A 15,718-nucleotide genomic window follows, 5' to 3' on the forward strand; every position below is an offset into this window, starting at 1 on the left:
AGCCTATCTGATGAGAAAGTAAACTGGATCACACCGCTTGTCGTCAAGACTTTAACGCAAGACGGCGATAACAGCGTGGTAACGAAATGTTTAGGACTGCTTAATTCCGGCGTGCTGGAACACCAAAGCGGCCGCCCCCAGGGCCTCCGCCCGGGCGCCGAGCGAAGACATCGCGAGGTGCGTTGTCTCGCCGATTACGGGCACTGCATGGCGGACGAGGCCCCGCCGGATCGGGTCCAGGAGGATGTCGCCGAGGCCGGCCAGAGGGCCGCCCACCACGATGACTTCCGGGTTTATGAGATTCGCCACATTGCCGAGCGCGCGCCCCACCGCGAGTCCGGCGTCGTCCACTACGCGAAGGGTCGCCGGATCCCTCGCCAGGGCGTTGCGGACAATGTCCTCGGGTTCGAGATGGAGCCCTGAGCCCTTCCCGAGCAACTCGATCATGGTGGTGGTGGAAGCCATCGTTTCCAGGCAGCCCCGGTTGCCGCAGCGGCAGATCGCGCCGTATTCGTGGATGGTCGCATGGCCGATTTCTCCTGTGATTCCCACTGCCCCGTAGTAGGGCGCACCGTTGATGATGAGGCCCGCTCCGATGCCGGAGCCGATCTTGAGGAACATAAGGTTGCTGATCCCGCTGTGGGGCCCCCAGGTGACCTCGGAGAGGGCGCCCAGATTGGCGTCGTTGTCAACGTATACGGGAAGATCGAGGGCTTCCTCCAGCCGTTCGAGAATCTGGATCCCCACCCATTCGGGCAGGATGGCGCCCTGCGCCACGGTACCGGAACGGCGGTCGATGGGGCCCGCTATGCCGGCCCCCGCGCCAACCACCGCGCTTCGGTCCACGCCGCTCTCGAGCAGGAGCTTGTTGAGGAGTGCGACGGCGGCGCTGATGCCCTGTTCGGCGTGGTGGCCAAGGGGGAGCGTGACCGTTTCCTCGACGATGATGTGATAGCCCAGCGAGGCCAGGACCACCCGCAGGTGGCGCCGGCCAAAATCGATCCCGACGGCCACCGCGCCGTTGCTGTTGAGCCTGACGTTCAGTGCCCGTCGTCCGGAGCTTGTGATCGGTTCGGTGGAGACGAGCCCCGCGTCCTGCATGATCTTGACGATGTTGGACACCGTTGCCGTGGAAAGGCCGGTCTGCCGGGCGAGTTCGGCCTGGGTGGAGGGGCCGCTCAGCAGGCATTCGATGAGCCGCTGCTGGTTCAGGTGGCGCAGCGCTGATTGCGAGCCGGGGTTCTTGCGGTGGCTCTTCGTCGAGCTGGATGTTGCGGGCATGAAATGAAGCGTGCCTCAAATCACAGTTGCAGTCAAGAAGTTAACGCAATGGAGTGAACTTGCATCGTCATCATGAACTATGCCCCGGTTTTGTACGAACCATCCCCGGCGGGCTGCCCACAGGTCCTTTTGTCCCGGGTGGTGAGCCTTCTGCTGGCTAGGCTGGAAGGACGAGTGATCCCGGGCGTGTCTCCCATGAACGCCTGACGGGGATGCAAGGTGCTATTGAGGTGGTAATGATGCTGCTGTCCGTTCTGCAGGCCAACGCTGTTGTCCTGGACATCGACGCCAATCTGAAGACGGTCGATGCGGCGGCACAACGCGCTGCCGCGGCCGGGGCCGCCTTGTTGCTGACCCCCGAGCTCTTCCCGGTGGGGTACGCGCCGCTGCGGCTCCACGCGGAGCTCGATCCTGCAGTGCTTCCGGGCATCCGGGGGCGCCTTGCGGACATCGCCCGCACGCACGGCATCGGACTGGTCTACAGCCTTCCGGCACCAGCTGCCAATGGCGGCTGGCATATCTCCGCAACTCTTCTGGACGCGCACGGAACCGTGCTCCTGGACTACAGCAAAGTGCACCTCTTCGGCGAGGAGGAGCGAAAGGCGTTCTCAGCCGCCCAAGCAGCCCCCGGCGTCGTGGACTTCAACGGGATCAAAACCTCGCTGCTGATTTGCTACGACGTCGAGTTCCCCGAAACGGTCCGCGCCTCGGCCACGCGAGGCGCTGACCTAGTGCTTGTTCCCACCGCCCTGTCGGCCGGATTCGACGCCGTGCCCCAGATCCTGATTCGGGCCCGGGCACTGGAGAGCCAACTCAACGTGGCCTACGCGAACCACAGCGGCCACGAGGACGGCTGCGACTTCCTCGGCGGGAGCGTGGTCGCGGGTCCGGACGGTTCGTTGCTCGCTGCGGCCGGGGATGGCGCCGAATTGCTCTTCGCCGAGATCTCCACTGAAAGCGTCAGGGCGGCACGGGAACAGGTGCCCTACCTGCGCGAACGCCGCCCGGAGCTGTACCGGGAGTGGGAAGGTTCTGCTCCGAAAGGTTGAGGCCGCGAATGCATGGGGTGGATGAGTAGCTCAGCGGTTGACTACGGGCGCGCGTAAGCCAACCGGCCGAGCCCAAGCACGGATTCCGAGAATGAGGCTGCGTCCGTCGCCAAAGAATGGCAGAAGAAAGACTGCATGCAACAGGAACCAGTGCTGCAGGAATGAACCGGGTGCCAGTAGTGCAACCAGCGCCCCCACCAAGCATGATCCACCCGGACCGAGTATCGCCACGATTGCGATCTGCCATCCGTAGAGATGCCCGACGGGAATGACGGAGAAGCGAAGGATGCCGGAAGAAACTACGACGTCGGAAATCCCGTGAAACAGCCTCATGCCCGCAACGTGAGACCACTCATGCACCAGAAATCCGCACAGCAGGCACAGCACATGCACAAGAAGCCACAGGCCAGCCCGGAAAAGTATCGGGTCAGTGGTCATGGCGGCCAGGAAGGTGCACGCCGTGAAGCCGAGAGCCGCGGCGGCAAAAGGCAATCTACATGACCATATGAGTTGCTTGGCTATCAGCCCGGCAGTGACATCCCGGAGGGCGAACTTTCGAACAGTCAATCCTGGTTCGCTTGTAGGAGTCGCTTCTTGTGGAGCTTTAGCCGTTCCAGGACTGATGCAACGGCAACATAAAAGACAAGCGATGCCGCGAAGACAAAAGCGATGGGCGCGCCGTTCGACACCCCGATTTCCAACGCGGTCGCCCCGTCGGGCTTTGCATGGGGCTCGAAGAAGAGCGCGCCGAACAGGCCAGATTTCCTGACTCCTATTTCTGACGCCGAGAACATCGTGGTGATGAAACTTGCGACAACGACGATCATGGTGACAACAAAAGAGACTGTCATCCCGACGATGGATCTAAGCAACCACTTCATGGCGTGCAATCCTTTCCATTCTCCGCATACCCAGGATGCTGTAAAAGACGACGAGCATGTTAAGCGCGGTGAAAATTCCCGCACTGATCATTGGATCAAAGTTAAAGACGTTCAAGCCGAGCGCCACAATCATGACGACTATCACCGTGAGCAGGACCCCCATGATGACAGTGAATGGGTTTCCCTTCTCAGGAGGGAAAGCGATGCCAACTAGGGTTGATATGAGAATGTTGCTCAAACACAATCCAAGCACCGGCAGGCACGCTTCGAAGGTAATTCCTTGCGACAAGGAAATCGTGATGACTGGAATGCCCACAACCATCAGGAGGACGCCTTGCGAGCCGACGAGGCGTAAGTAGTTCGCAACGGTGCGGCCCGGATAAGTGACCATGCGCCGCAGGGGCTCCGAGTTTGAAAATGCATAGACTCCCTGAAATGTTATGAGGGCGAGGACGTAGGGTGGGAACACCAAATGCTCGAGCCAGGCGAAGACTGAATAAATGATGATAAAAGAGATAGCCACCATCGTTTCGAAACTTCGAAACAAGACCAGAATGTAAACGCCGAACTTACGATCTGCCAAGCGTGAAGGCAGAAAGACGAAGAAGCGACGCATCGGGACGTAGTTCCTGGGTGCGATGGCGACGATTGCCGGAATTACTGCCGCCGATATCGCAAGGAGGATTAAAATGGATAACCAGAGCCCAACGGCTTCCTGCAGTTTCGCGTAGAGCAATGCAGGTGTAAAGTAGTCGCGCCCCAATACGTAGCTTTCGGCGATCTGGCTGCTCTGCTCGTTGGTTTGAGGAAACGCCACCGCCAGCCCGAAAGCCAGCACCATCGGGACTATCAGACCGCGAAGTCGGGCGATCCGGAGGGCCTGCAGAGCACGCTCAAGCAGGTAGTAGCCGAGGCTCAGAAGCAAGTAGGTTGAAATAGCGGGGAACCAGATGGATGCCAGAACCCTCGGAATGTAATCAGGACCCTCGATCAACACGGTTGAAATGGAGAAAGCACCGAAAACGAACACGGTCATAAGGAGAACGAGGGATGACTCAAAGAGCGCAAACGCCATCGTCCTTTCCTTATTGGTCACGGGCAGATTGAAGGAGAGCTTCAGAAGCCCATCTGCCTTCATGAACAGCACCCGGATCAGTGTGTACGCAATAAGTACCCAAAATCCGACCGATGCGTTGGCCACTTGAAGAACCGGCTCAAGCAGGCCGGTTCCACCGAGATACTGACGGATGACCACATAGCTCAACACGTTGAATCCCGCGAACGCGAGAACGAGCAGGAATATGGTAGAAAGCCGAGCAGCCGGGCTGGCCAACAGGCCTCGTCCCAAGACGCGCCTCACGATGAAGAGCCAGAACAATCGAGACAGGAGAACTACGCTCTTGAAGCGCATTTAGGATGGCTCCATTGCCTGGATGAATTCGTTGGCAAGGTCAGCTATCGTTCCGTGATCTTCGATAATTTTCCGGACGGGAGCCTGAACCACCAGGGCCCCTTGGATGAGAAGCGCCAGCTCGTCAGCGACGTGCTCCAACATGGTGAAGTCATGACTGCACAGCAGAACCGATCGGCCTTCTGTGGCTAGTTGTCGGATATCTCGCTCGAAGAGGTTGATGGCGTCGATGTCGACGCCATTGAGGGTCTCATCGATGACGGTAAACCTTCGCCGGAGCATGAACGCCGCGATAAGTTGCAGCTTCTTCCTCATGCCGTGTGAGTAGTCCTCGATCAAGTCGCGGTGCCTGTCGCGCATGGAGTACCTGGCGAATTGCGTCCTCAGTGCCGCGTGATCCATGGATTCTCCATAGAGCCCGTGCATGAAACGCACGTATTCCTCCCCCGTGAGGAACTCAGGGAGGTAATCATTGCTCGACAAGTAGATCGAAGACATCTTGGCGCTGCGGCTCTGACTGCTGTCAGGTCCGATGCGGACGCGGCCGCTTTGAAGTTGGAGCAGATCCAGGATGACCTTTATCAGGGTGGACTTCCCGGATCCGTTGGGACCGATGAGGCCCATGATCTGGTCCCCGGCGATCGTGAACGAGACATCATGAAGCACTTGGGTTCTGGAGTTATAGGCGTAGTTGACGTTGGCAACACTGAGAGTCATGAGGCGTGATTCCGATGCTCTGGTCGTGGTGGCACGTTGTCAGTGCCACCACGAAGGCAGGCTTGCGAGCATTGCAAAAGCAAGCACCATCAGGACGGCGAGAACCACCAGAAACCAGCCATCGTAGCGAACAATCATTTCGTCAATCTTGGTTCGTGCCGTTGCCATGGTGCTGCTTGCATTCAAGGCGGTCGTAGTGAGCATTTCGTTCCTCCACTTCGATTTGAGCTACTGGCGGATCCCGTGTAGCCGGCACTCGAATGCTAGGCCGCGAAAACCGCGTCTCAGTGGTCAAACGGCGAAATTAAGTGGTGAAACCCGGCAAAATACGTGCAAAATCGACGTTTCTCCGTGTGCCGGCGGCTCCGTCTACGTGTTTTAAGCAGCACGACACGTAGACGGTGCCGCAGTCAGAAAGTGCCCGGGACTAGGCATCCCCTCCGCCCGCCAAACCGTCCGCGTACTGCAGCGCGATCCAAAGCTCCGCGCGCACTTGGGCCTGGTTCAGGTCCGTATCGAGCAGTTCGGCGAGCAGCCCGATCTGGCGGCGCACGCTGTTGCGGTGCAACCCCAGCAGCTTGGCAGAGGCGTCCCAGCTGCCGTTTTCGCTTAGCCAGCCCCGGAGCACTGCCAAGAGGGGATCGCGCTTGTCGGCTTCCAAGGCAAGCACCGGTTCAAGAAGCCTCGCGGCCAGCATCGACCCGGCCTCGCGGCCGAGGAGCCCGGTGACCGACCACGTCACCTCGTCGACGCGGGCGCTCCGTCCGCTGGACTGGACCCGTGAACGTAGCGAGGTCACCCGCTGGTGCGCTGCGGCGAGGCCTGTCAGTTCCGTCGGGTCTCCGATGACGAGCCGCCAGCCCAGCTTTTCTACGTCCGCCAGGAGCGCGTCGTCCACCTTCAAGCGAGTGATCGCGGCGAATCCGTACTCGGTGATTTCCACCAGTTTGGTGTCGAAAAGGCGCCGCCACTGCAAGAGCTCACGCACCGGGCTGTCGCCGGCGGGCCATTCGGGGGAGTCCACCTTGATGCCCTGGACCACGCGCAGGGGAGCGGATCTGGTGGAAGACAGGCTCTGGGCGAGGAGGTCCTTGAGCCCGTTGACGTGCCGGGTCCCGCCGCTGGCGAGGCTTTCGGGGTGCAGCAGCAACGCCGTCGCCAATTGGCTCGGGGCGAGCGAGCCGCTGGTCCGTTGGCGGACCAGCAACTCCAGCAACCCCACCACCGACTGCACCACGCTGTTCTGGGCGGGAGTCAGCGCAGCGTCCGAGCCCAGGATCAGGGCGCCGAGGTTGGCGTCCTTGGTGCTCCGCAGCGGGTGGCCAAAGACCCTCTCCGATCCCGGCTGCTCAAAGCCGTCCATCTCGACTCGCGGCCCGCTGCCCGAAAGGAGCCGTTCCAGCATGGGCTCCAGCAGTGAATGCTCGACGCCGCTGCTGCCGCCGGCCGCGTGGGCGCGCGCACGTACCCGCCCGTCCGCTCCGACCAGAAGTGCCCAGACGGGCACCTTCTGGACCAAAGCGGCGAGCAGCTCGTGTTCAGGCCGAGGGGAGAGGACCGCCCGCATGAGTTGCCGGTTGGTGTCCGCGAGCTGGCGGAAGACCTTCGCATTGTCCGACTCCAGGAGCTGGGAGAACTCTAAGCCGATCGCTGCGAACGGGATGGACTCGGGAATCTCGATCAAGGTGAGCTTGTGCCGGCGGCACGCTTTCAGCAGCTCGGACGGGACGGCGTCAAAATACGGCCTGATCCCGAAGCCCAGCGCCGGCACCTTGGCCCCCACCAGCCGCTTCACGTAAGCATCGACGTTCTCGCTGGACCCGCCGTCCCCCAGGAAAGGGAGCCCCGCGGTCAGCAGGAACTCCCCGTCCGGCAGGTACGGGGTGGGGTCGTCCAGTTCGCTGGGTTCAACCCAGCGCAGGAGCTCCCCGCCGCTGCCGCCGTCGTGGAGTATCTCCAACTCCGGCGGCAGCTGCTTCAGGAACTGCTCAAGGGTGACGAAACTCAGGCGGCCGGCGGCTGGCTCAGGCGACATCGCTCGGTGCCTCCTGGTAATCGGGGCACTCGTAGGCGCTGGACTCATACACGCGGGGGAGTCGCGGTGCGATCCGGTTGATGATCTCGTCGCCGTGGCTTCCGATGGCGGCGCCCCAATCGTCGGCACTCGCGGCCCCTCCTGCGGGATCGCCGAACAAAACCGCTGTGTCTCCGACCTCGATTCCGGACGCGTCCGGGCCGAGGTCCACCATGAACTGGTCCATGCACACCTTGCCGATCACCGGGACCCTCCGGCCGGCGATATGGACCAGGCTCCGGCCGCTGATGCCCTTGGGGATACCATCGGCGTAGCCGAGGGGGATGAGTCCGAGGTAGCGCGGCTCATGCGTGATGGCCTGGTGTTCGTAGCTGACGCCAGTCCCCGCCGGGACTTTCTTGACCATGACGAGCGGCGCGGTGACGCCCAAAGCGGGGCGGAGTCCGAAGTCGGCGGGATCCAGATGGTCCGCTGGGGCCAAGCCGTAAATCGCCAGTCCGGCGCGGACCATGTCGAAGTGGAATTCGGGCCGGTCCAGGATGTTGGCCGAGCTCGACACGTGCCGCAGCTGCGGGTCCAGTCCGGCAGCGCGGGCTTCGCCAACTGCGTCTTCGAACTCCGCGACGGCCGCGGCGTTGCCGGGGTGGGCGGGAACGTCGGCCCAGGCCAAGTGGGTCCAGATGCCGCGGACAAGCACCGTGCCGTCCTGCTCCGCCTTGCGTGCCCGGGCCACGAGTTCGGGCCAGTCTTCCTTCCGCGCGCCGCCGCGGCTGAGGCCGCTGTCCAGCTCCAAGTGCACGACGGCGGGGCGGCCCAATTGCTCCGCGATCCCGGCCAGCACCTCAAGTTGACCGACGCTCCCAAGCGAAACGTCGACGTCGTACTCGAGCGCCTCACGGATGGTCGCGCTGGTCTGGGATGCCAGATACAGCCACGACAGGACCGGCACGGTGATGCCCGCCTGACGCAAGGTGATGGCTTCGCTCAATTGGGCCGTTCCGAGCCAATCAGCCCCTGCCCCCACCGCCGTGCGGGCCACGTCGACGAGGCCGTGACCGTAGCCGTTCCCCTTGACCACGGCCATGAAATGCGGCGCGGCTGTGCGCTTCTTGAGGGCCTTGATGTTGTCTGAAATCGCAGACAGATCAACGCTGACCTGCCCGGAAAGCGCCGCTCCGGGCGCCGTTTCTGATTGTGCAATACGTCTCATGGTTGATCACTATAGGTCATTTTGCACCGCCGTGAGAGCTGGCTCACAGGCTTACGGTTGTCAGGGGAAACCGCCAACTACTCTGAAGGGACGTCAACGGTGACTGTGCCTACCTCCACCCAGACCAAGCCAACGCACGCCACGAATACGGATGCAGGCAATGCCGTCCGCCGCCCGGGGCTCGGTTCGCAGCTCCTGCGCCGCAAGCCGATCGGGCAAATGGTCAGCGAAGCAGGAAGCAGCGAAAGCGGTACGCCGCTGGTCCGCAGCTTCGGCGTCCTCCAGCTGACGATGATCAGCGTCGGCGCGACCCTGGGAACCGGCATCCTGGTGATCCTGGGTGAATCCGTGCCGCTGGCCGGACCCGCGGTCTGGATTTCCTTCGTGGTCGCTGGGCTGGCCGCCCTGTTCTCGGCCGTGTCCTACGCCGAAATGGCAGGCCTTGTGCCCGTCGCCGGGTCCAGCTATTCCTACTCCTATGCCACGATGGGCGAGGGCATGGCCTGGATCTGTGGTTGGTGCCTCGTCCTCGAATACGCGGTCTCCGTGGCTGCCGTGGCCGTCGGCGCAGGGCAATACGTGAACGAAACGCTCGCCGCGTTCGGGCAGTTCCTGCCGGACGCGATGTCCCAGCCGCCGGGCAGCGGCGGCGTGGTCAACGTGCCGGCCATGCTGATCGTGGTCCTCGCCATGGTCCTGCTGGTGCGCGGCGCCAAGGAAAGCGCCTGGATCAACACTGCGATCGTGACCATCAAGATTGTCATCCTGCTGTTCTTCTGCGCCGTTGCGTTCACCGCGTTCAACGCCGGCAACTTCGAACCTCTCATGCCGATGGGTGCCGCAGGCGTTTCGGCCGCAGCATCCCGGGTGTTCTTCTCCTACATCGGTTTCGACGCCGCTTCCACCGCAGGCGAGGAAGCCCGCAACCCCAAGCGAGACCTGCCCCGGGCCATCCTGCTCTCCATGGTGATCGTGACCAGCATCTACGTCCTGGTTGCCGTGGCCGCTATCGGGGCCCGCCCCTGGGAATGGTTCGGCGGCACAGAGGCAGCCCTGGTCCAGATCCTCGAGGAAACCACCCACCAACCCTGGATCGCGCTCGTCTTCTCCATCGGTGCCGTGCTCGCCATCGCCAGCATCGTCCTGACCGTGCTCTACGGCCAGACCCGCATCCTGCTCTCCATGTCCCGCGACGGGCTGGTCCCTGAGGTCTTCGGACGGATCTCCCCCCGCACCGGCACTCCGGTGGCCGGAACGCTCATCGTGGGCACCGCCGTCGCACTCACCGCTGGGCTTGTCCCGCTCGGCGCGCTGGCCGACGCCACCAGCATCGGCACCCTCTTCGCGTTCGCGCTGGTCAACGTCGCCGTCATCTACCTGCGGCGCAACCGCCCGGAGCTCAAGCGCAGCTTCCGCGTACCGCTCTACCCGATCACCCCCGTCCTCGGCACCCTCATGTGTGCCTACCTCATGGCCAACCTGGGTGCCGACACCTGGGTGGTGTTCGGTGGCTGGATGCTCGTGGGGATCGCCCTCTACTTCGGCTATGGACGCCGGAACTCCAAGGTAGCGGCCCTGACCGAACAGGAATACCGTGAACTATCCGCCAGGGTCGCCGACCCGGAAACTGTGAAGGCAGAACTTTCATGACCATCGCCACCGAATTGCCCACGGAACCCACACCCCGCGCGGGGGATGCCGGAATTTCCCAAGCAACGCCGGCCGACGCTCCCATCACCATGCTGAACCCGGACTTCCCGTTCAGCTACGACCACTACCTGGCCCACCCCGACGGGCTGGCGGTCATTCCGCCGGAACTGTACGGCACAGAGGTCGCGGTGATCGGTGCGGGCCTTTCGGGACTCGTGACGGCCTACGAGCTCATGAAGCTCGGGCTGCGCCCCGTTGTCTACGAGGCCGACCAAATCGGCGGGCGGTTGCGCACCGCGAGCTTCCCGTCCGCTCCCGGAGTGGTGGCAGACCTCGGTGGCATGCGCTTCCCGGTGTCCGGAAAGGCGTTCTACCACTACGTGGAACTCCTCGGCTTGGACACCCAGGAATTCCCCAACCCGCTTGCCCCGGCAACATCGAGCACCGTGATCGAGTTGGCCGGACAGAAGCACTACGCCGCCACGTCGGCTGAGCTGCCGGAGTTCTTCCACGAGGTTGCCGCAGCCTGGAAGGCCGCAGTGAATGACGGCGCCGCGTTCCAGGAAATGCAGGAGGCGATCCGGGTCCGCGACACCAAGCGCATCAAGGAGCTATGGAACGGGCTGCTCCCGCTGCTCGACGAACAGACCTTCTACGGATTCATCGCCGCAAGCACGTCCTTCAAGGACGCCGGATTCGCGCACCGCGAGGCCTTCGGCCAAGTAGGTTTCGGCACGGGTGGCTGGGACACCGACTTCCCCAACTCCATCCTCGAAATCCTGCGCGTCGTCTACACCGACGCCGATGACCAGCACCGCCTCATCACCGGGGGAGCGCAACGGCTCCCCGAGGCACTCTGGCACCACGCGCCGTCGGGCATGGCCCACTGGCCCGAGGGCACCTCGCTCGCATCGTTGCATTCCGGTTCCCCGCGCGGAGCCGTGGACCGCATCGAGCGCGGAGCGGACGGCGACCTCATGGTGCGCGAGCGTTGGGGCCGCGAAACCGGGTACTCCGCCGTCGTGACCACCTGCCAGTCCTGGCTGCTGTCCACGCGCATCCACACCCAGGAATCGTTGTTCCCATCGGAACTGTGGACCGCGATCGAACGCTCGCACTACATGCAGTCGTCCAAGACCTTCGTCATGGTGGACCGACCGTTCTGGAAGGACATCGACCCCGAAACGGGCCGCGAAGTGTTGTCCATGACGCTGACCGACCGGCTCAACCGGGCGACGTACCTGCTCGACGACGGCCCGGACAAGCCTGCCGTCATCCTGCTCTCCTATACGTGGAACGACGACGCCCTGAAGTGGCTCTCGCTCAGCGCCGAGGAACGCGTCAAGCTCATGCTGCACTCGCTCGAGCAGATCTATCCGGGTGTGGACATCGCGAGCCACATCGTGGGCCAGCCCATCACCGTTTCCTGGGAGGCCGACCCCAACTTCATGGGTGCCTTCAAGGCCAACCTGCCAGGGCACTACCGCTACCAGCAGCGCCTGTTCACGCACTTCAAGCAGGACAAGCTGCCGGAGAGCCAGCGAGGCATCTTCCTTGCGGGCGACGACGTCTCGTTCACCGCAGGCTGGGCCGAAGGCGCCGTCACCACAGGGCTGAACGCTGTGTGGGGCGTGGTGAACCACCTCGGTGGTTCGTCCGCGGCAGGCAACCCCGGTCCCGGTGACCTGTTGGACGAGCTGGGGCCGATCAGCCTGGACTAACCCTGCGCGTGCATCCCGCGGTGCGCCGCCGCTAGCTCCCGGTAGTGCGCTGCGTTGCGCTTCACGCCGTCGAGCTCTTCTTCGCTCAGTTCGCGTCGCACCTTGGCAGGCACGCCCGCAACCAAGGAACGCGGCGGGATGACAGTTCCCTCAAGCACGACGGCGCCCGCGGCCACCAGCGAACCCGTACCGATCACGGCTCCGTTCAGGATGGTGGCGCTCATGCCAATGAGGCAGTCGTCCTCAACGGTGCATCCGTGGACGACGGCGCTGTGGCCGACACTGACGCGCTCGCCGACGGTGCAGGGGAAGCCGGGGTCGGCGTGCAGGACCACATTGTCCTGGAGGTTCGAGCCGGCACCGACGCTGATGGCCGCGGTGTCGGCACGGACTGACACACCATAGAAGGCGCTCGAGTCCTGGCCGAGGGTTGCCTTGCCGATGATGGAAGCCGTGGGTGCCACGAAGGCGGTGTCATGGATGGCCGGGGTATCCCCGGCGAACGTGTAAATGGGAGCCATGGGGCAAGCCTAGATGACGGCGCCTGCCTAACCTCGCTTCGCTCGGCCAGGGAACCCTGGCGGCGTGGGCCCAAGCGAAGGAGTCCGGAGGACCAGGAACTGGTAATGCTGCGTCCAGTTCCCGGCGCCGGGTCCCGACTCGACTCCTGTGCCCTCGGGCCAGGTCTCAAAGCGCTCGACGTCGCCGTGCGCGCCAAAGATGCGGCGCACGGTGTCGTCGCTCCGCCGGCTGAAGAACCGCCGCGGCTCGTCTTCGTCCTCGGGGTTGAGGACTTCCTCATCGTCACCGGACCAGAGTCCGACGGCGATTGGCGCGCCAGCCGCGCTGACCCGCACGAGTTCACTGACGACGTCGTGGATTACCACGTTGGGCACGTGCAGGAGGGTGCTCATAGTCCACACGGCCGGGAAAGTAGCATCGGCGAACGGCAGGGACCGGCCGCTGGCAACGCTGGCGTCGAGCCCTTTGGCACGGGCAACGTGGATGCTCTCCTCGGACAGGTCGACGCCGGTGTAGTGCAGTCCCGCCCGCACGAATTCCAAGCCTTCGACGCCTGTGCCGCAGCCTAGTTCGAACAGCGAGTGCCTGTGTTCTTCCTTGAGCAGGCGGATAAACCAGTCGCGGCATTCCGTCCGACGCGGGGTCATGGCGCGGGTGTTCTGAATGCCGGCCTGCCGGTCGTAGTAAACGGCCAGGTTCGCCTCGTGATAGTCGGCTTCGTCGCTGAAGGCCCTTCGGGTCCCGTCCATGGACCCAGCGTAGAACACCCAACTAACTAGCAGTAGGTGTCGTTATGAGGCCTCTAAACGACAACAAATGCGAGTCAGTTGGGTGGGGGGCTGGTTGGGTGGGGCGCCTAGTTGAACACCACTGTGCGGGTGCCGTCGAGCAGGACGCGGTGCTCTGCGTGCCACTGCACAGCCTGTGCCAGCGTGCGGCCCTCGACGTCGCGGCCCATCTGCACGAATTGCTCGGCCGTGCGTGCGTGGTCCACCCGGATGACTTCCTGCTCGATGATCGGACCCTCGTCGAGGTCCGCCGTGACGTAGTGCGCAGTGGCCCCGATGATCTTCACGCCCCGGGCATGCGCCTGGTGGTAGGGCTTGGCGCCCTTGAAGGACGGCAGGAAGGAGTGATGGATGTTGATGGCCTTGCCGTTGAGCTCGGAGCAGAGCTCGTTGGAGAGTACTTGCATGTAGCGCGCCAGGACGGTCAGCTCGATGCCGTGCTCATGGATGAGTGCGAGCAGCTTCGCCTCGGCCTGCGGCTTGGTGTCCGGGGTGACCGGGATGTGGTGGAAGGGGATCCCATAGAACTCCGCCAGGCCTTCGAGGTCCCGGTGGTTGGAGACGATGGCCGGCACCTCGATGGGGAGGGTTCCTGAGCGTTGCTGGAAGAGCAGGTCGTTGAGGCAGTGTGCGTCCTTTGAACCCAGGATCAGGGTACGGACCTTCTGGCCCACCGGGTTGATTTGCCACTTCATGCCGAATTCTTCGGCCACCGGGGCCAGCGCCGCACTCAGTTCAGCCTGGCTCGAAGACGTTGTGGCTTCCACCCGCATGAAGAAGTTTCCCGTGCTGGGGCTGCCGTATTGCTGGGAATCTGCGATGTTGCAGCCGGCCTCCAACAAAGCCCCCGCAACGGCGTGCACAATTCCGGGCCGGTCCGGGCAGGACAGGGTTACAACAAAAGACGTAGGCAGGGTGGAGTCAGTCACAGCTAAAGCCTACCGTTGCGCACCTGTTGTACTGTTTAAGTCGTCGCGACTGGCGTTGGGTGGTGCACCACCAGGGAGCGGCATTTTGAAGACCACGGATCGTACGCCTGGGCCGAGGGTCACGTTTTACTGTCGCTGTGCCATGCCCCGTAATCAAAGGCATGGAAAAAACCCAGCCGGTAGCCTGACCTGTAGAAATACCCGTTGCCTATCCAGGAGATCTTCGTGACCACCACCACCATCACCTCCGCGACCATCAGCAACCAGCCGCTTGCCGAGCTCGACCCCGAGATCGCAGCAGTTCTGGAACAGGAACTCGGCCGCCAGCGCGGCACCCTGGAAATGATCGCTTCCGAGAACTTTGCGCCCCGCGCCGTCATGGAAGCCCAGGGCTCGGTCCTGACCAACAAGTACGCCGAAGGCTACCCGGGCCGCCGCTACTACGGTGGTTGCGAATACGTGGACGTCGCCGAGCAACTGGCCATCGACCGCGTGAAGGCGCTCTTCGGCGCCGAGTACGCCAACGTCCAGCCGCACTCCGGTGCGCAGGCCAACGCCGCAGCCCTGTCCGCCATGATCACTCCAGGTGACAAGATCCTCGGCCTTTCCCTTGCCCACGGCGGCCACCTGACCCACGGCATGAAGCTCAACTTCTCCGGGAAGCTCTACAACGTGGCTGCCTACCAGGTTGAAGAAGACACCTTCCGCGTGGACATGGACAAGCTCCGCGAACAAGCCATTGCCGAGAAGCCCCAGGTCATCATCGCCGGCTGGTCCGCTTACCCGCGCCACCTCGATTTCGCAGCCTTCCGTTCCATCGCCGACGAGGTTGGCGCGCTCCTCTGGACGGACATGGCCCACTTCGCGGGCCTCGTCGCAGCCGGCCTGCACCCGAGCCCGGTGCCGCATTCCGACGTCGTGACCTCCACGGTGCACAAGACGCTGGCCGGCCCCCGTTCCGGCGTGATCCTCGCCAAGCAGGAATGGGCCAAGAAGCTCAACTCCAACGTGTTCCCGGGCCAGCAGGGCGGCCCGCTCATGCACGTGATCGCCGCCAAGGCCGTTGCCTTCAAGATCGCCGCCGGCGAGGAGTTCAAGGAGYGGCAGGAGCGCGTCCTCGAAGGCGCCAAGATCATCGCCGATCGCCTCAACCAGGCCGACGTCGCTGAAGCTGGTGTTTCCGTTCTGACCGGCGGCACCGACGTGCACCTGGTCCTCGTGGACCTGCGCAACTCGCAGCTGGACGGCCAGCAGGCCGAAGACCTCCTTCACTCCGTGGGCATCACCGTCAACCGCAACGCCGTTCCGTTCGACCCCCGCCCGCCGATGGTCACCTCGGGCCTGCGCATCGGTACCCCGGCCCTGGCTACCCGCGGCTTCGGAGCCACCGAGTTCGCCGAGGTTGCCGAGATCATCGCTTCGGCGTTGAAGGCCGGTTCCGCTACCGACGTCGAAGCATTGCAGGCCCGCGTCGACAAGCTCGCCGCTGACTTCCCGCTGTACCCGCAGCACGAGCAGTGGTGA

Annotated in this window: 15 protein-coding genes and 1 riboswitch; of the genes, 4 read left to right on the forward strand and 11 right to left on the reverse strand. The window is 63.4% G+C overall.

Going from position 1 to position 15,718, the window contains the following annotated elements:
• Positions 1–90: 90 nt before the first annotated feature.
• Complete coding sequence (locus AB4068_RS13410) at positions 91–1,281, reverse strand: ROK family transcriptional regulator (protein ID WP_284992024.1); 1,191 nt, start codon at positions 1,279–1,281, stop codon at positions 91–93.
• A 239-nt stretch (positions 1,282–1,520) separates the two neighbouring features.
• Between AB4068_RS13410 and AB4068_RS13415 the strand changes: the two genes are divergently transcribed.
• On the forward strand, positions 1,521–2,330 hold the full coding sequence (locus tag AB4068_RS13415; protein ID WP_441433687.1) for a carbon-nitrogen hydrolase family protein: 810 nt from the start codon (positions 1,521–1,523) through the stop codon (positions 2,328–2,330).
• 30 nt (positions 2,331–2,360) lie between these two features.
• Here AB4068_RS13415 and AB4068_RS13420 read toward each other — a convergent pair whose 3' ends face one another.
• The 7 genes from AB4068_RS13420 to alr form a co-directional block, all read right to left on the reverse strand.
• Entirely contained in the window at positions 2,361–2,897 is a 537-nt protein-coding gene (locus AB4068_RS13420; RefSeq protein ID WP_332601556.1) for a hypothetical protein, read from the reverse strand.
• On the reverse strand, positions 2,894–3,211 hold the full coding sequence (locus tag AB4068_RS13425) for a hypothetical protein (protein ID WP_307053064.1): 318 nt from the start codon (positions 3,209–3,211) through the stop codon (positions 2,894–2,896). Before AB4068_RS13425 ends, AB4068_RS13420 begins: the two co-directional genes overlap by 4 nt.
• On the reverse strand, positions 3,195–4,622 hold the full coding sequence (locus AB4068_RS13430; protein WP_441433647.1) for a hypothetical protein: 1,428 nt from the start codon (positions 4,620–4,622) through the stop codon (positions 3,195–3,197). Before AB4068_RS13430 ends, AB4068_RS13425 begins: the two co-directional genes overlap by 17 nt.
• A complete protein-coding gene (locus AB4068_RS13435; protein WP_441433648.1) occupies positions 4,623–5,339 on the reverse strand; it encodes an ATP-binding cassette domain-containing protein in 717 nt (238 codons plus the stop codon).
• A gap of 39 nt (positions 5,340–5,378) precedes the next feature.
• Complete coding sequence (locus tag AB4068_RS13440; protein ID WP_441433649.1) at positions 5,379–5,543, reverse strand: hypothetical protein; 165 nt, start codon at positions 5,541–5,543, stop codon at positions 5,379–5,381.
• Between the two features lie 223 nt (positions 5,544–5,766).
• Positions 5,767–7,374: a PucR family transcriptional regulator gene (locus AB4068_RS13445; RefSeq protein ID WP_441433650.1), complete on the reverse strand. Its 1,608-nt coding sequence runs from the start codon at positions 7,372–7,374 to the stop codon at positions 5,767–5,769.
• A complete protein-coding gene (gene alr / locus AB4068_RS13450) occupies positions 7,364–8,584 on the reverse strand; it encodes an alanine racemase (protein WP_441433651.1) in 1,221 nt (406 codons plus the stop codon). The genes AB4068_RS13445 and alr overlap by 11 nt, the downstream gene beginning before the upstream one ends.
• A gap of 219 nt (positions 8,585–8,803) precedes the next feature.
• On the opposite strand from alr, the gene AB4068_RS13455 reads away from it, so the two are divergent.
• Positions 8,804–10,234: an amino acid permease gene (locus AB4068_RS13455; protein ID WP_306964071.1), complete on the forward strand. Its 1,431-nt coding sequence runs from the start codon at positions 8,804–8,806 to the stop codon at positions 10,232–10,234.
• Positions 10,231–11,955, forward strand: coding sequence for a flavin monoamine oxidase family protein (locus AB4068_RS13460; protein WP_441433652.1), 1,725 nt, complete (start codon positions 10,231–10,233; stop codon positions 11,953–11,955). The genes AB4068_RS13455 and AB4068_RS13460 overlap by 4 nt, the downstream gene beginning before the upstream one ends.
• On the opposite strand, the gene AB4068_RS13465 is transcribed toward AB4068_RS13460, so the two are convergent.
• The 3 genes from AB4068_RS13465 to purU all read right to left on the reverse strand — a co-directional run bounded on the left by AB4068_RS13465 (position 11,952) and on the right by purU (position 14,194).
• Complete coding sequence (locus AB4068_RS13465) at positions 11,952–12,476, reverse strand: gamma carbonic anhydrase family protein (protein ID WP_306964061.1); 525 nt, start codon at positions 12,474–12,476, stop codon at positions 11,952–11,954. The genes AB4068_RS13460 and AB4068_RS13465 overlap by 4 nt on opposite strands.
• Before the next feature lie 27 nt (positions 12,477–12,503).
• Positions 12,504–13,226: a class I SAM-dependent methyltransferase gene (locus tag AB4068_RS13470; protein ID WP_441433653.1), complete on the reverse strand. Its 723-nt coding sequence runs from the start codon at positions 13,224–13,226 to the stop codon at positions 12,504–12,506.
• A 107-nt stretch (positions 13,227–13,333) separates the two neighbouring features.
• Entirely contained in the window at positions 13,334–14,194 is an 861-nt protein-coding gene (gene purU, locus AB4068_RS13475) for a formyltetrahydrofolate deformylase (RefSeq protein ID WP_284992013.1), read from the reverse strand.
• Between the two features lie 35 nt (positions 14,195–14,229).
• Positions 14,230–14,314, forward strand: a riboswitch (ZMP/ZTP riboswitch).
• Between the two features lie 90 nt (positions 14,315–14,404).
• On the opposite strand from purU, the gene glyA reads away from it, so the two are divergent.
• Positions 14,405–15,718 (forward strand): serine hydroxymethyltransferase, encoded by a 1,314-nt coding sequence (gene glyA / locus AB4068_RS13480; protein ID WP_441433688.1) that lies wholly within the window; start codon positions 14,405–14,407, stop codon positions 15,716–15,718.

Origin of the sequence: Arthrobacter sp. 2RAF22 (assembly GCF_052115325.1) — a bacterium.
Lineage (GTDB): Bacteria > Actinomycetota > Actinomycetes > Actinomycetales > Micrococcaceae > Arthrobacter.

Excerpts from the sequence above, each read along its gene's own strand:
- AB4068_RS13445 (WP_441433650.1), bottom strand. The coding sequence starts at position 7,374 with ATGTCGCCTGAGCCAGCCGCCGGCCGCCTGAGTTTCGTCACCCTTGAG.
- AB4068_RS13430 (WP_441433647.1), bottom strand. The coding sequence starts at position 4,622 with ATGCGCTTCAAGAGCGTAGTTCTCCTGTCTCGATTGTTCTGGCTCTTC.
- alr (WP_441433651.1), bottom strand. The coding sequence starts at position 8,584 with ATGAGACGTATTGCACAATCAGAAACGGCGCCCGGAGCGGCGCTTTCC.
- AB4068_RS13410 (WP_284992024.1), bottom strand. The coding sequence starts at position 1,281 with ATGCCCGCAACATCCAGCTCGACGAAGAGCCACCGCAAGAACCCCGGC.
- AB4068_RS13460 (WP_441433652.1), top strand. The coding sequence starts at position 10,231 with ATGACCATCGCCACCGAATTGCCCACGGAACCCACACCCCGCGCGGGG.
- AB4068_RS13440 (WP_441433649.1), bottom strand. The coding sequence starts at position 5,543 with ATGCTCACTACGACCGCCTTGAATGCAAGCAGCACCATGGCAACGGCA.
- AB4068_RS13425 (WP_307053064.1), bottom strand. The coding sequence starts at position 3,211 with ATGAAGTGGTTGCTTAGATCCATCGTCGGGATGACAGTCTCTTTTGTT.
- AB4068_RS13470 (WP_441433653.1), bottom strand. The coding sequence starts at position 13,226 with ATGGACGGGACCCGAAGGGCCTTCAGCGACGAAGCCGACTATCACGAG.
- AB4068_RS13415 (WP_441433687.1), top strand. The coding sequence starts at position 1,521 with ATGCTGCTGTCCGTTCTGCAGGCCAACGCTGTTGTCCTGGACATCGAC.
- AB4068_RS13455 (WP_306964071.1), top strand. The coding sequence starts at position 8,804 with ATGGTCAGCGAAGCAGGAAGCAGCGAAAGCGGTACGCCGCTGGTCCGC.
- AB4068_RS13435 (WP_441433648.1), bottom strand. The coding sequence starts at position 5,339 with ATGACTCTCAGTGTTGCCAACGTCAACTACGCCTATAACTCCAGAACC.
- AB4068_RS13465 (WP_306964061.1), bottom strand. The coding sequence starts at position 12,476 with ATGGCTCCCATTTACACGTTCGCCGGGGATACCCCGGCCATCCATGAC.